Raw genomic sequence first — 14,766 nt, 5'->3', positions numbered from 1 at the left:
CGCTTATCAGACTGCTATCAATTCGAGAGACGCGGCAGCACCAGATCCTTGAGATCGGTCAGCTTGCCATGAAAAAAGTGTCCGCATTCTGCCACTTTCAGCAGCTCATGGGGGCGTTTCAGGGCGGCGGACCAGTCGTAGACCAGTTGTGGGTCGACCACTTCATCGGTTTGCGGCTGGATCAACGTCAATGGGCAGCCTTGGGGCAGCACGTCGGTGTCGCGCAAGCGCATCACGGCGGCGGCCACCATGAACAGGTGCGCCAGCTTTTCACCCTTGGCTTCCAGACGGCCGCCGAGGCTGGCAGCCACGTAGCCACCGAAGGAAAACCCGAGCAACGTGATCGGCAGGTCGGGGTGCTTTTCTCGCAGCCAGGTCGCGGCCGCTTCGGCGTCGTCCACCTCACCGGTGGCCATGTCGTGGGTACCGGCGCTGGCACCGACGCCACGGTAATTGAAACGTAAAGTAATCAAACCGGCATCGCGAGCGGTGCGTTGCAGGGTCGAGACAACTTTATTGAGCATGGTCCCACCCTGCACCGGGTTAGGGTGGCAGATCAGCGCCAGGCCACGTGGCTCGGGGTGATCCAGGTACAGGGCTTCCAATTGGCCAACCGGGCCATCGATCAAAACGGGGGTTTCACGCATGAGCAAGGAATGAACTCCGTGACCTCACAAAGGGTCGACTCGTCTAGCTAAAAGTCTGTGCATGGCATCATTGCGAGCTTAATCGCGGTATACAGCGCAGGTCCGAGCCGTTAACGTAAAGCAAAGCCGTTTATAGAGGAAGGACTCGTGGAACACTCGCTCTTAGTTTGGTTGTTGCCGACTCTCGCCTTGGTTGCCGGTGTCGCCATTGGATTCCTGGTTGCCCGCCTGCTGCCAAATGCCGCGCCTAACCGCACGCAGCGTCAGCTGGATGACATTCAGGAACGTTTTGACAGTTATCAGAACGAGGTTGTTACCCACTTCAACAGCACCGCGACCCTGGTCAAGAAGCTCACCCAGAGCTACCAGGACGTACAGGATCATCTCGCCGATGGCGCTAACCGCCTGGCCCTCGACGACATCACCCGTCAGCGTCTGCTGGCCGCGCTGCATTCCGATGCACCGCAAGCGCCACGGGAGCGCCTGACGCCTCCGCGGGAAAACCAGGAGCCACCACGGGACTACGCGCCAAAAACGCCGGACGCCCCGGGCATGCTGGATGAGCATTACGGCTTGAAGAAGTAAGTCTTCTCCAAGCAACAAAAAGCCCGGCTGATCGATGATCAGCCGGGCTTTTTGTTGGGCTTCACTTTCCAAGACACTGGAGATTCACCGTGGGAGCGGGCTTGCTCGCGAAGGCGGTGGGTGAGTCAGCACATCGCTAACCGACAGACCGTATTCGCGAGCAAGCCCGCTCCCACACTGACCGCACGACCTCAAGCCGGTTGCTGCTCCTGCAACAACCCACCGTCAATGCGTACATGCCGCCCATGGAAGCGCTTGAGGCTGCTGCGATGGCCGACGCTGACGATGCTCAGTCCCGGCAACTCGTCAATCAATGCTTGATACAACGTGGCCTCGTCTTCTTCATCCATCGCCGAGGTGGCTTCATCCATGTACAGCCATTGCGGCGCGAACAACAACGCACGAGCAAACGCCAGGCGCTGCTGCTCACCCGGCGAGAGCATGCGTTGCCAGTGATTGGCTTCGTCCAGGCGCGTAACCAGATGCGGCAGGCGGCACGTTTCCAGGACCTGTGCATAACGTTCGGCCGGGTACGCGCTGTCGTCTTGTGGATAACTCAACACAGCCTTCAGCGTGCCAATGGGCAAGTAAGGCTTTTGCGGCAGGAACAGGTAACGCGCAGCCGGCAGGCGAATGCTGCCGTGGCCTGCGGGCCAAAGGTGGCCCATTGCGCGCAGCAGCGTACTCTTGCCGCTACCTGAGCGCCCACTGAGCATCACGCGCTGGCCCGGCTCTACAGTCATGTCGGCGTCGGTCAGCAAGTGACGACCGTCAGCCAAATCCATGCCCAGGTTTTTCACCACCAGCCGCTCGCCCTCGGGGTGCACGTCGATGGCAGGCACACGCTGCTCGTTGTCACTCATGGCCTGATGGAAGCTGAGTAGACGATCACTGGTCGCGCGCCACGAAGCCAGCTCCGAATACGCGTTGATAAACCAGCTGAAGTTCTCTTGCACGTTGCCGAACGCCGAGTTGATTTGCATCAGCTCGCCCAGCTCGATCTTGCCGGTGAAGTAGCGTGGCGCGGCGACAATGAAGGGAAAGATGATCGCAATCTGGCTGTAGCCAGCGGTGAAAAAGGTCAGGCGCTTGGACACTTTCATGATGTCCCAGAAGTTGTGCCAGACCTTGCCAAAGCGTGCGCTCAGGCGCTGGTTCTCATTCGGCTCGCCGTTGTACAAGGCGATGCTTTCGGCGTTCTCGCGCACACGCACCATGGAGAAACGCAGGTCTGCTTCGAAGCGTTGTTGTTGGTTGCTCAGGCCGATCAAACGACGGCCGATCAAGTGGGTCAGCCAGCTACCGACGCCCGCGTAGACCAATGCGCACCAGAACATATAGCCGGGAATGGTGAAGCCAAATACTTCAATGCTGCCCGACACGCCCCACAGGATGATCGAGAACGACACCAGGCTGACCACATTACGCAGCAGGCCCAGACCAAGGCTCAAAGTGCTGGAGGTGAAGTTGTTGAGGTCTTCGGAAATCCGCTGGTCCGGGTTATCGGTGTAACCGCCCTGCTCCAGCTGGTAGTAATTCTTGTTGGCAAGCCAACGAGCGAAATGCTTTTCGGTGAGCCAGGCACGCCAGCGGATCGTCAGCATCTGGGTCAGGTAGAGGCGGTAGACCGCGCCCAGAATCGCTACGGCGGCGATCCCGCCGAAATAGCCGATCAACTGCCAGAAGGCGGCGGTGTCCTTCTTTTCCAGCGCGTTGTAGAAGTCTTTATACCAGTGGTTGATCCACACGGAGATCGCCACGCTGAACAGCGACAGGCCAATCACTGCAGCCAGCAACAACCAGGCCTTGCCCTTCTCTTCGCTGCGCCAATAGGGCGTGATCATCGCCCAGGTTCGGCGAAAGAAGTGCCCACGCACCGCGTCGTTGACCGCGGAGTACTCAGCGTTCTGATTCATCGTTCAGGCTCGGTAGGAAAAAGTGACAGGCGTTTGAACCGATCATAGTCGATCGGTTCAGGGCTCCGTGCAGCCTGAAGCAGATTGTTCAGACTTTGTTCAGCGCCGTACCGGGCGCTTCTGCAGCTTACGTTGCAGGGTACGCCGGTGCATGCCCAGGGCGCGGGCAGTGGCGGAGATATTGCCTTCGTGCTCGGTCAGCACACGCTGGATGTGCTCCCACTGCAGACGGTCCACTGACATCGGGTTTTCCGGCACCAGGGTGTCGAGGTCGGCATGCTCGGAGAGCAACGCGGCCAGCACGTCGTCGGCGTCCGCCGGCTTGCACAAATAATTGCAGGCACCGCGCTTGATGGCCTCGACGGCGGTGGCGATGCTCGAGTAACCGGTGAGGATCACCACACGCATTTCGGGGTCGAGTTCCAGCAACTTGGGCAGCAGCACCAGGCCGGAGTCGCCGTCCATTTTCAGGTCGAGCGCGGCGTAGTCCGGCAAATCGGCCTGGGCGATGGTCAGGCCTTCTTCGGCCGAGCCTGCGGTGCTCACGCGAAAACCACGGCGGCTCATGGCGCGCGCCATCACGCGGGTAAAGGTGGCGTCGTCATCTACCAGCAGCAGGTGCGGCAGTTCTTCGCCTTCGACTTGGATCTCGTCACTCATCGATATCTCCTCGTGCGACACGGGGCAGGCGCAGCTCGGTGAGCGTGCCACCTTCCTCATGACTATAGAGCTTCACTGAGCCGCCCGCGCGGGTCACGCTGGCCTTGCTCAAAAACAGGCCGAGGCCGAAGCCTTTGCCCTTGGTGGTAAAGAAGGGTTTGCCGATCTGCTCGGCAATGGCCAACGGCACGCCCGCGCCGTGGTCACGAATGCTGATGGTCACGTTTTCCGCGTCCCAGTCCAGCTGCACGCCCAACCCTTCAGGGCAGGCATCGGCGGCGTTGTTCAGCAGGTTGAGCAACGCCTGCGTCAAGTCTGGCGGCGGCGCCATGCGCGGCACGCTGCCCTGGCCCAGCAGGTTGAAACGGTAACTGGCTTCGGGGCGCATCAGGTGCCAGCGGTTCAGGGCTTCGTCGAGCCACTGGGTCACGTCCTGCATCTCCACCGCCAGGCGGCGATTGGCCTCGGCGGCGCGTACCAGTTGCTGCAAGGTCTGCTTGCACTGCTTGACCTGTTCCTGCAACACGCTCAAGTCATCTTGCAGCGCCGGGTCGTGATGGTCCTGGGTCATTTCCTTGAGCAGTACGCTCATGGTCGCCAGCGGTGTGCCCAACTCATGGGCGGCGCCGGCGGCCTGGGTGGCGACGGCCAGCAACTGCTGGTCACGCAAGCCTTCTTCACGGCGAATGGCGCGCAGTTCTTCCTGACGGCGCAGCTCTTCGGCCATGCGCGCGGCGAAAAACGTGATAACCGCAGCAGACAGCGCAAAGCTCAGCCACATCCCGTAGATCTGCAGATTTTCCCGGGCGATAGGGAAGGTCTTGAGGGGGTAAAACTGCGCCAACAGCAAGGTGTACAGCGTCAGCGCGATGCCCGACAGCACCACCGAATAGCGCCATGGCAACGTCACGGCGGCAATGGTCAGCGGCACCAGGTAGTAAGAAACGAACGGGTTGGTGGAACCACCGGAGAAATAAAGCAACACACTGTGGATAAACAGGTCGCAGGCCAATTGCAGCGCGTATTCCAGCTCTGTCACTGGCCACGTGGTGCGCAGCCGAATGGCGGTGAACACACACAGCACGATGGAAAAGCCCAGGGTCACGGCCAACTGCAGCCACGGCAGCGGCAGCAGGTCGAACCAATACGCGAGCCCGACGGAGCCGGCCTGTGCGGCCAGTACCAAGGTACGAATGAACGTCAGGCGCCAGAGGTTCTGGCGGGTGGCGGAAGTCAGTTTTACGGCGGCGAGCATGAGCTCTCCCGGTGAGCGCTGCAGGCGGATCGGCAGGAGTATAAACGAAGCAGACCCGCTGGCACGGCGCGTGTGGCTCTTTGACGCAGGCCGGGCAGATGACCGTTCGTCGGCACTCGGCCACTTGTAGCGAATGTGTAAACCCGAAGAACCCGATAGCACCGTCTACAGTCTTACCGAACACGGCTATCCCAACACGACCATCTCAAGGAGCTTCCATGTCTCGTTTCACTCGCAGTGCAGCTGTCCTCACTCTCAGCGCCAGCGCCCTGGCCAGCCTGCCGGCCATGGCCGCCGATGAACTGCATTACAACCAGATCTCCCTGCGTGCCGAAGTCAGCCAGGAAGTGGCTCGCGACAAGATGATCGTCACCCTTTATACCGAGTCACAAAACACCGACCCGGCCAAGCTTGCCGCCGAAATCACCACCACCCTGAACAAGGCCCTGGGCGAAGCTCGCGAAGTCAAAGGCGTGACCCTGCGCCAGGGCAGCCGCAACAGCTACCCGATCTACGACAACAAGAACCAGAAGATCACCGGCTGGCGCGAGCGTGCCGAACTGCGCCTGGAAAGCGCGGATTTCCCGGCGCTGTCCAAGCTCACCGGCGATTTGCTGAACACCCTGAAAATGGAAAACATGGACTTCGCCATTGCCGACACCACGCGCAAGTCCAGCGAAGATGCACTGCTTAAAGACGCGGTCGCCGCCTTCAAGGCGCGTGCGCAACTGGCCACCGATGCACTGGGCGGCAAGGGCTACAAGATCGTCAACCTGAACTTCAACACCAATGGCTACCCAATGCCTTACGCCCGCAACGGCGGGATGATGATGAAAGCGGCCATGGCGGATTCGGCACCTACCCCGCAAGTGGAAGCCGGCACCAGCCAGGTCAACATGAGCGCAGACGGCGTGATCGAAGTACAGATGCAGTGACCTCTACCTGACAAACCTGAACGGCGGTAACCTCGGTTGCCGCCGTTTTCGTTTGGGCGGCTGTATAGGCCTGCCACTTCAGGAGTTTCCATGGAAAGAACCGCTTTCAAACCGCTACTCCTGGCCGCAAGCCTGCTGGCGTTCATGCCGATGGCCCAGGCGGCCAGCACCCTGGTCTACTGCTCTGAAGCCAGCCCTGCCGGCTTCGACCCCAGTCAGTACACCAGCGGCACCGATTTTGATGCCTCCGCCGAAACCGTGTTCAACCGCTTGACCCAGTTCAAGCGTGGCGGCACCGAAGTCGAACCCGGCCTGGCAACGCGCTGGGAGGTATCCAATGACGGCCTGAGCTACACCTTCCATCTGCGCGATGGCGTCAAGTTCCACACCACCGACTACTTCACCCCTACCCGCGACTTCAACGCGGATGACGTGCTGTTTACCTTCAACCGCCTGCTGGATGCCGACAGCCCATTTCGCAAGGCTTACCCGTCCGAGTCGCCGTACTTCACCGACATGGGGTTGAACACCACGATCAAAAACGTCGAAAAACTCGACGATCACACCGTGCGTTTCAACCTGAATAATGTCGATGCTTCGTTCGTGCAGAACCTGGCCATGAGTTTTGCCTCGGTGCAGTCAGCCGAATACGCCGCCCAGCTGTTGAAAGAGGGCAAGGCTGAAGACATCAACCAGAAACCCGTCGGCACCGGGCCGTTTGTGTTCAAGCGCTACCAGAAAGACTCGCAGATCCGTTACGTCGCCAATAAACAGTATTGGAAACCCGAGGATGTGAAGCTCGACAACCTGGTGTTTGCCATCACTCCGGACGCTGCTTCGCGCTTGCAGAAGCTCAAGGCCGGCGAGTGCCAGGTCAGCGGTTACCCACGCCCGGCCGATATCGAGGTGATGAAACAGGACCCCAACCTGCGCGTGCTGCAGCAAGCCGGTTTCAACCTGGGCTTTCTTGCTTACAACGTCACTCACCCGCCGCTTGACCAACTCAAAGTGCGCCAGGCCCTGGATATGGCCATCGACAAACCGGCGATTATCAAGGCCGTTTACCAAAGCGCCGGGCAATTGGCGCAGAACGCATTGCCACCCGCACAGTGGTCTTATGACCCCACCATCAAGGACGCTCCCTACGACCCGAACAAGGCGCGGGCGCTACTAAAAGAAGCAGGGGTTGCACCAGGTACCACCATCAATCTTTGGGCGATGACCGTGCAGCGCGCCTCCAATCCAAACGCGCGAATGTCGGCGCAGATGATTCAGCAGGATTGGGAAAAGGTGGGTATCAAAGCCAACATAGTCAGCTACGAATGGGGCGAATACATCAAACGCGCGAAAAATGGCGAACATGACGCGATGATTTACGGCTGGACCGGGGACAATGGCGACCCGGATAACTGGCTCGGCGTGCTCTACAGTTGTGCCGCGGTCAAAGGCAGCAACTACGCCAAATGGTGTAACCCGGCCTACGACAAACTTGTGCAGCAAGCCAAAGTCAGCAGTGACCGCGACCAGCGCATCAAGTGGTATCAACAGGCACAAAAAATCCTTAAGGAACAAGTACCTATAACGCCTATCGCAAACTCGACGGTTTTCCAGCCAATTCGAAAAGAAGTGCAGGACTTCAAGATCAGTCCTTTTGGCCTGACGCCGTTTTATGGTGTCAGTCTAGATAAGTAACAGCTGCGCCCCAACCGAGTGCGCCAGACGCCTCGGTTGGGCTTTTTTGGTGCGTCAAATGCACCGAAAAAACCCTCTATATATATGCATTTATGTACAAACTTTCATAAATGCGACATTCCTGTACGTTCGTACCACTGTTTGGCCCTCACGACGGTTCAGCATCTTGCAATGGGTATGGCCCCTGCATAAGTATCCGCAGGCCGACTCACGAGGTCGCCCTCAACACCAAAAATGACAACAAATCATGAGGCCAACATGCTTAAACACGCAGTCCTTCCGCTTTTAGTTAGCGCTGGCCTTATGGCCGCAGCCCCTTTCGCCCAAGCGGCGACTAACCTGGTGTTCTGCTCCGAAGGGAGCCCGGCCGGTTTTGACCCAGGCCAGTACACCACCGGAACAGACTTCGATGCCTCGGCCGAAACCGTGTTCAACCGCCTGAGCCAATTTGAACGTGGCGGCACCGCCGTTGTTCCTGGCCTGGCCACCAGTTGGGACGTTTCCCCGGATGGCCTGACGTATACCTTCCACCTTCGTGAAGGCGTCAAGTTCCACACCACTCCGTACTTCAAGCCGACTCGTGAATTCAATGCCGATGACGTGCTGTTCACGTTCAATCGCATGATCAACAAGGACGATCCGTTCCGTAAAGCCTATCCAACCGAGTTCCCGTACTTCTCGGACATGGAAATGGACAAGAACATCAAGAACATCGAAAAAGTTGATGACCACACCGTCAAGTTCACCCTTGGCACCGTGGACGCGGCTTTCATCCAGAACCTGGCAATGAGTTTCGCGTCGATCCAGTCGGCCGAATACGCTGCCCAGCTGTTGAAGGAAGGCAAAGCCAGCGACATCAACCAGAAGCCAATCGGCACCGGTCCGTTCGTTTTCAAGAGCTACCAGAAAGACTCCAACATCCGCTTTACCGGCAACAAGGACTACTGGAAGCCTGAAGACGTCAAGGTTGATAACCTGATCTTCTCGATCTCCACTGACGCCTCGGTACGCATTCAAAAACTCAAGAAGAATGAGTGCCAGATCACGGCCTATCCTCGCCCAGCGGACATCAAGCCACTGGAAGCGGACAAGGACATGAAGATGCCGCACCAGGCGGGTTTCAACCTGGGTTATATCGCTTACAACGTCATGCCTGTGCTTAAGGGCCAGACCACGCCGAACCCATTGGCAGACCTGCGGGTTCGCCAGGCGCTGGACATGTCGGTCAACAAGCAGCAGATCATCGACTCCGTGTATCAGGGCGCAGGCCAACTGGCCGTCAACGCCATGCCGCCGACCCAATGGTCGTATGACACCACCATCAAAGACGCCAAGTACGACCCGGCCAAAGCCAAGGAACTGCTCAAGGAAGCCGGTATCAAGGAAGGCACCGAGATCACCTTGTGGGCCATGCCGGTTCAGCGTCCGTACAACCCGAACGCCAAACTGATGGCTGAGATGCTGCAGAGCGACTGGAAACAGATCGGCCTGAAGGTCAACATCGTCAGCTACGAGTGGGGCGAGTACATCAAGCGCTCCAAAGGCGGCGAGAACCAGGCGATGATCATCGGCTGGAGCGGTGACAATGGTGACCCGGACAACTGGTTGGGTACCCTCTTTGCCTCCTCGGCCTTGAACGGTAACAACTTCTCCAAGTTCACCAACAAGCAGTATGACGACCTGATCAGTCAGGCCAAGTCGACCACTGATGTGGCCAAGCGCACCGAACTGTACAAGCAGGCGCAACAACTCCTGAAACATGAATTGCCTTACACACCTATCGCGCACTCGACGGTGTATCAACCCATGCGCAACACCGTGCAGGACTTCAAGATCAGCCCGTTTGGCTTGAACTCCTTCTACGGCGTGAGCGTAAGCGGCAAGTAAGGATTAATAACGGCGACGTTTCATAACGTCGCCGTTATTGCATCCGCCTGGACCGTAGGAATCAGACCACCTTTGCAACCGTTACCGTCCTACGGCAACGAACTGCGATAGGTGCGTCTGTTGCCTACAAGGTCAATCCGTTTTGGCGCATTTACTGCGAAGTCCACGGCCCATACCGTCGTACGACAGCAGAGGCACCAATATCGGAAAGGCACCTGCCGTATGTGGGATCAGTGATGTCTCCCAGGCTTCGAGCCTGGGTGATTGCTCGCTGATGACAACTACAAACAAGGATCGGGATCGTCATGCGCCATACCACTGTTCTATCCGCAATTTTTGGCACCAGCCTGCTGGCTGTGGCCACGATGGGCCAAGCCGCCGACAAGAAGAGCCTGGTGTTCTGCTCTGAAGGCAGCCCGGCCGGGTTTGACACCGCGCAGTACACCACCGCCACCGACAACGATGCGGCCGAGCCGCTGTACAACCGCTTGGTTGAGTTCGAAAAAGGCGCGACCAATGTGGTACCTGGGTTGGCAACCAAGTGGGATATTTCCGAAGACGGCCTGACCTACACCTTTCACTTGCGTGAAGGGGTGAAATTCCACAGCAACAAGGAATTCAAGCCGACGCGCGACTTCAACGCCGACGACGTGCTGTTCACCTTCAACCGCATGCTTGACCCCGACCACCCGTTTCGCAAGGCCTACCCCACCGAGTTTCCGTACTTCAACGGGATGAGCCTGAACAAGAACATTGCCAAGGTCGAGAAAACCGACCCGCACACCGTGGTGATGACCTTGAATACGGTCGACGCTGCGTTCGTTCAAAACATCGCCATGAGCTTTGCCTCGATTCTGTCGGCCGAGTACGCCGAGCAGTTGCTCAAGGAAGGCAAGCCCAGCGACATCAACCAGAAGCCGATCGGCACTGGTCCGTTTGTGTTCCAGCGTTATCAGAAAGACTCGCAGATCCGTTACGTGGGTAACAAACAGTACTGGGACCCAAGCCGGGTCAAGCTGGACCAGCTGATCTTCGCCATCAACACCGATGCGTCGGTGCGGGTACAGAAGCTCAAGGCCGGTGAATGCCAGATCACGCTGCACCCGCGCCCGGCCGACGTCGACGCCCTCAAGGCCGACCCGAACCTGCAACTGCTGACCAAACCCGGCTTCAACCTGGGTTACATCGCCTACAACGTGCGCCACAAACCCTTCGACCAGCTCGAAGTGCGTCAGGCGCTGGACATGGCGGTGAACAAGCAAAGCATCCTCAACGCCGTGTACCAGGGCGCCGGCCAACTGGCAGTCAACGCCATGCCGCCGACCCAGTGGTCCTACGACGACACCATCAAGGACGCTGCCTACAACCCGGAAAAAGCCAAGGAATTGCTCAAGGCCGCCGGCGTCAAGGAAGGTACCGAGATCACCCTGTGGGCGATGCCGGTGCAACGGCCTTACAACCCCAATGCCAAGCTGATGGCCGAAATGCTGCAAAGCGATTGGGCCAAGATCGGCCTCAAGGTCAAGATCGTCAGCTACGAATGGGGCGAGTACATCAAGCGCACCAAGAACGGTGAGCACGACATCAGCCTGATCGGCTGGACCGGCGACAACGGTGACCCGGACAACTGGCTGGGCACTCTTTACAGCTGCGACGCCATCGGCGGGAACAACTACTCCATGTGGTGTGACCCGGCGTACGACAAGCTGATCAAGCAAGCCAAGGTCGTGACCGACCGCGAACAAAGGACTGTTCTATACAAACAGGCGCAGCAACTGCTCAAGCAGCAGGTGCCGATCACGCCCGTCGCCCACTCGACGGTCAACCAGCCGTTAAGCGCCAAAGTCGAAGGTTTTAAAGTGAGCCCCTTCGGCCGCAACGTGTTCTCGGGCGTCAGTATCAACCCATAAAAAAATAACCGGATTGCAGGGAGCGACGTTGGCTCCCTGGCAAACGTGCAGCCTTTTGTTGGGAAATTTCCTACGGCAAACGTTTGCAAAGGCTTGAACGAGTTACACACCCAATAGCCGGTTCACCTAAAAAGACCGGCATTAAAAAGAGAACCAAAGGAGCTCCACCCATGAAACTGAGCAGCAAAGCGCTTCTGGCCCTGGCCATCAGCAGCATCACGGCGACCGCCTTCGCTGAAACCCAGAGCCAGGACTTCGTTCCGACCACATTGGCCGGCACCAGCGCCCAAAGCGAGGCCAAAGGCTTTATCGACGGTCAAAGCCTGGGCGGTACTACCCGTAACTGGTTTTCCAACGAGCAGCGTTTCCGTGGTAGCAAGTTCACTTACCAGAAGCACGGCGAGGCTCGCACCGACGCCTACCGTACCAACTGGCTGCAAGGCACCATCCTTAACTACTCCTCGGGCTTCACCCAAGGCACTGTTGGGGTAGCAACCGAAGTAGCGGGTTACAACGTCATCGCGCTCGACCAGAGCAAGCGTGACATCAAGGGCGGTTCCAACCGTACCCTGGCCGACTCCGACGGCGATGCCGTAGGCCAGTGGAGCAAACTGGGCCTGGCCAACGTCAAGTTCCGTGTGTCCAACACCACCTTGACCGCCGGTCGCCAGAACTTCAGCAGCGGCATTATCGACACCATCGGCAACCGTGCACTGCCGTCGAGCTTTGAAGGTTTTGCCCTCAACAGCGAAGAGTTCAGCAACCTGTCGTTCCAGGGTGCTTATTTCGACCGCGTGTCGCCACGTACCGAACAGAGCCTGTCGAAATTCCGCAGCGAATACGGCAATGGCCAGGAAGCGGATCACGTCTACACCGCCGGTGTGAACTACCAGCCGTTCAAGAGCCTGAAAACCAGCTTCTTCGGCGCTCAAGTCAAAGACTTCTGGAACCAGTACTACTTCGGCGCAACCCATGAACTGGGTGACAGCCAGCAACTGAGCCTGACCACCGGCCTGAACTACTACAAAACCGTCGACGAAGGCAAAAAGTTGATGGGCAAGATCGACAACGACACTTACTCGCTGTCGCTCGGCCTGACTCACCAGGCTCACAGCCTGACCTTCTCGTACCAGGAAGTGAACGGTAACGAGTACTTCGACTACCTGCACGAAACCAACGGCATCTACCTGGCCAACTCCCTGACGTCCGACTTCAACGGCCCGAACGAGAAATCCTTCCAGATCGCCTACGGCATCAACATGGCCGAATACGGCGTGCCAGGCCTGAAGTTCAACATCTACTCGGCTCGCGGCTGGGGCATCGACGGCACTCACTACACCGGCGACGGCGGCGTGAAAGGCTTTGCTTACAACGGTATCCAGACCCAAGACGGCGAGAAACACCAGGAATACGGCGTAGGTACTTCGTACGCCATCCAGAGCGGCGCACTCAAGGCCACCACCATTCGTGGTACCTACGTGACTCACCGCGCCAGCGCCAACCAGGCTGACGGCAACCTGCGTGAGTTCCGCCTGGTCACCACCATCCCGTTCAACATTCTTTAATTAGCGCCAGGTAAACGGCGGGCTCAGGACGAGCCCGCTGTCTACGCTTGTCTGGTTCACTCGATTGCAGAGGGCTCTGAATGAAAATGCTCCCGTTACAAGCTGCCATTGCCGCTGCGCTATTGAGCGTTGCGATCGGCGTTTCGGCCAAACCGTTGGTGGTCTGCACCGAAGCCAGCCCGGAAGGTTTTGACCCGGTCCTGTACACCACCGCCGTCACCGCTGACGCCGCGGCAGAAACCATGTTCAACCGCCTGGTGGACTTCAAGCCCGGCACCACCGAAGTCGTGCCTGCCCTGGCCAAAGACCTGCCGGAAATCAGCGCCGATGGCCTGACCTACACGTTCCACCTGCGTGACGACATCAAGTTCCACACCACCGATTACTTCAAACCCACGCGCAACATGAATGCCGACGACGTGCTTTGGAGCTTCCAGCGCCAGCTGGACCCGAATCACCCGTGGCACAACAAGTCCAACGTGGGCTACCCGTACTTTGAAAGCATGGGCTTCAAGGAACTGCTCAAGAGCGTAGAGAAGACCGATGACCACACCGTGGTCTTCACCCTGACCCGTCCTGAAGCACCGTTCCTGTCCGACCTGGCCATGGCGTTTTCCTCGATTCACTCCGCCGAATACGCCGACCAGTTACTCAAGTCCGGCAAGACCGATGACCTGAACGCCAAGCCCATCGGCACCGGCCCGTTCATCTTCAACCGTTACGCCAAAGACGCCCAGGTGCGCTTCAAGGCCAACCCGGACTACTTCCGTGGCAAGCCGCCGGCTGACCCGTTGATCCTGGCCATCACTACCGACAGCAACGTGCGCCTGCAAAAGCTCAAGGCCAACGAATGCCAGATCGCGCTGTACCCCAAGCCCGATGATGTGCCGAGCGCCAAGGCTGATCCCAACCTGAAAGTCGCGGAACTGGCGGCGATGACCACCAGCTACACCGCCTTGAACACCACCCACAAGTACATGAGCGACGCGCGCGTGCGCCACGCGATCAACATCGCGTTCGACAAAAAAGGCTACAACGAGTCCCTGTACGGCAAAGGCAACGCTGTCGACGCCACCGGCCCGTACCCGCCAACGCTGCTGGGCTTTAGCGACAAGCTGAAAAACCCACCGCGTGACCTGGACAAGGCCCGCGCTCTGCTCAAGGAAGCCGGCGTGCCGGAAGGCACTGAGTTCACCCTGTTCACCCGTAACGGCGGCGGCCCGACCAACCCCAACCCGATGCTCGGCGCCCAGCGCATGCAGGCGGATCTGGCGCAGATCGGCCTGAAAGTGAACATCAAGGTCATGGAATGGGGCGAAATGCTCAAGCGCGCCAAAAACGGTGAGCACGACATGGTGTCCGCCGGTTGGGCGGGGGATAACGGGGACCCGGATAACTTCCTCACACCAAACCTGAGTTGCGATGCAGCCAAAAACGGCGAAAACTACGCCCGCTGGTGTAACAAAGAGTTTCAAGACTTGATCGACAAGGCACGCGCTATCGCTGAACCGGCCCAGCGCGCTGCACTCTATGAACAAGCCCTGGACGTTTTCGAGAAGGACCAACCGTGGATTCCCATGGCTTACCCGAAAATGTTCACCGCCATGCGCAAAAACGTCGAGGGTTATACCCAAAGCCCTCTGACGACCAATAACTTCGCCACCACCCAGGTGAAGTAATAAGAGAAGACGCTCGGCACCGTCGCCATTGACGG

At 58.5% G+C, this 14,766-nt stretch carries 11 protein-coding genes; 7 read left to right on the top strand and 4 right to left on the bottom strand.

Features of this window, described 5'->3' with window-relative positions:
* Positions 1 to 17: 17 nt before the first annotated feature.
* Positions 18 to 647: an alpha/beta hydrolase gene (locus AACU78_RS26875; protein ID WP_106578643.1), complete on the bottom strand. Its 630-nt coding sequence runs from the start codon at positions 645 to 647 to the stop codon at positions 18 to 20.
* 147 nt (positions 648 to 794) lie between these two features.
* On the opposite strand from AACU78_RS26875, the gene AACU78_RS26870 reads away from it, so the two are divergent.
* Entirely contained in the window at positions 795 to 1,232 is a 438-nt protein-coding gene (locus AACU78_RS26870) for a YhcB family protein (RefSeq protein ID WP_106578642.1), read from the top strand.
* Positions 1,233 to 1,423: 191 nt separating this feature from the next.
* Here AACU78_RS26870 and AACU78_RS26865 read toward each other — a convergent pair whose 3' ends face one another.
* The 3 genes from AACU78_RS26865 to AACU78_RS26855 form a co-directional block, all read right to left on the bottom strand.
* Positions 1,424 to 3,148, bottom strand: coding sequence for an ABC transporter ATP-binding protein/permease (locus tag AACU78_RS26865; RefSeq protein WP_106578641.1), 1,725 nt, complete (start codon positions 3,146 to 3,148; stop codon positions 1,424 to 1,426).
* 99 nt (positions 3,149 to 3,247) lie between these two features.
* Positions 3,248 to 3,808 carry a response regulator transcription factor gene (locus tag AACU78_RS26860; RefSeq protein WP_003171731.1) on the bottom strand — a complete coding sequence of 187 codons (561 nt, stop codon included), beginning with the start codon at positions 3,806 to 3,808 and terminating at the stop codon, positions 3,248 to 3,250.
* A complete protein-coding gene (locus tag AACU78_RS26855) occupies positions 3,801 to 5,063 on the bottom strand; it encodes an ATP-binding protein (RefSeq protein ID WP_106578640.1) in 1,263 nt (420 codons plus the stop codon). Before AACU78_RS26855 ends, AACU78_RS26860 begins: the two co-directional genes overlap by 8 nt.
* A 218-nt stretch (positions 5,064 to 5,281) precedes the next feature.
* Here AACU78_RS26855 and AACU78_RS26850 point away from each other — a divergent pair, with 218 nt between their 5' ends.
* From AACU78_RS26850 to AACU78_RS26825, 6 genes are all read left to right on the top strand, one after another.
* Positions 5,282 to 5,998 carry an SIMPL domain-containing protein gene (locus AACU78_RS26850; RefSeq protein ID WP_106578639.1) on the top strand — a complete coding sequence of 239 codons (717 nt, stop codon included), beginning with the start codon at positions 5,282 to 5,284 and terminating at the stop codon, positions 5,996 to 5,998.
* A gap of 90 nt (positions 5,999 to 6,088) precedes the next feature.
* Entirely contained in the window at positions 6,089 to 7,690 is a 1,602-nt protein-coding gene (locus tag AACU78_RS26845; protein WP_106578638.1) for an ABC transporter substrate-binding protein, read from the top strand.
* Positions 7,691 to 7,948: 258 nt separating this feature from the next.
* Positions 7,949 to 9,577 (top strand): ABC transporter substrate-binding protein, encoded by a 1,629-nt coding sequence (locus AACU78_RS26840; RefSeq protein ID WP_106578637.1) that lies wholly within the window; start codon positions 7,949 to 7,951, stop codon positions 9,575 to 9,577.
* Positions 9,578 to 9,942: 365 nt separating this feature from the next.
* Positions 9,943 to 11,487 carry an ABC transporter substrate-binding protein gene (locus AACU78_RS26835; RefSeq protein WP_371924155.1) on the top strand — a complete coding sequence of 515 codons (1,545 nt, stop codon included), beginning with the start codon at positions 9,943 to 9,945 and terminating at the stop codon, positions 11,485 to 11,487.
* Positions 11,488 to 11,657: 170 nt separating this feature from the next.
* A complete protein-coding gene (locus AACU78_RS26830) occupies positions 11,658 to 13,052 on the top strand; it encodes an OprD family porin (RefSeq protein WP_106578635.1) in 1,395 nt (464 codons plus the stop codon).
* Between the two features lie 80 nt (positions 13,053 to 13,132).
* Positions 13,133 to 14,731: an ABC transporter substrate-binding protein gene (locus AACU78_RS26825; RefSeq protein ID WP_106578634.1), complete on the top strand. Its 1,599-nt coding sequence runs from the start codon at positions 13,133 to 13,135 to the stop codon at positions 14,729 to 14,731.
* Positions 14,732 to 14,766: the final 35 nt, after the last annotated feature.

The sequence above is a fragment of the Pseudomonas sp. R9.37 genome, assembly GCF_963878885.1.
Taxonomy (GTDB): domain Bacteria; phylum Pseudomonadota; class Gammaproteobacteria; order Pseudomonadales; family Pseudomonadaceae; genus Aquipseudomonas.
The sequence above is the reverse complement of the archived record's forward strand: the minus strand, read 5'-3'. Positions and strand labels throughout refer to the sequence as shown.

Coding starts and splice junctions, on each gene's coding strand:
- AACU78_RS26825 (WP_106578634.1), top strand. CDS start 13,133: ATGAAAATGCTCCCGTTACAAGCTGCCATTGCCGCTGCGCTATTGAGC.
- AACU78_RS26865 (WP_106578641.1), bottom strand. CDS start 3,148: ATGAATCAGAACGCTGAGTACTCCGCGGTCAACGACGCGGTGCGTGGG.
- AACU78_RS26835 (WP_371924155.1), top strand. CDS start 9,943: ATGGGCCAAGCCGCCGACAAGAAGAGCCTGGTGTTCTGCTCTGAAGGC.
- AACU78_RS26875 (WP_106578643.1), bottom strand. CDS start 647: ATGCGTGAAACCCCCGTTTTGATCGATGGCCCGGTTGGCCAATTGGAA.
- AACU78_RS26845 (WP_106578638.1), top strand. CDS start 6,089: ATGGAAAGAACCGCTTTCAAACCGCTACTCCTGGCCGCAAGCCTGCTG.
- AACU78_RS26830 (WP_106578635.1), top strand. CDS start 11,658: ATGAAACTGAGCAGCAAAGCGCTTCTGGCCCTGGCCATCAGCAGCATC.
- AACU78_RS26855 (WP_106578640.1), bottom strand. CDS start 5,063: ATGCTCGCCGCCGTAAAACTGACTTCCGCCACCCGCCAGAACCTCTGG.
- AACU78_RS26850 (WP_106578639.1), top strand. CDS start 5,282: ATGTCTCGTTTCACTCGCAGTGCAGCTGTCCTCACTCTCAGCGCCAGC.
- AACU78_RS26840 (WP_106578637.1), top strand. CDS start 7,949: ATGCTTAAACACGCAGTCCTTCCGCTTTTAGTTAGCGCTGGCCTTATG.
- AACU78_RS26860 (WP_003171731.1), bottom strand. CDS start 3,808: ATGAGTGACGAGATCCAAGTCGAAGGCGAAGAACTGCCGCACCTGCTG.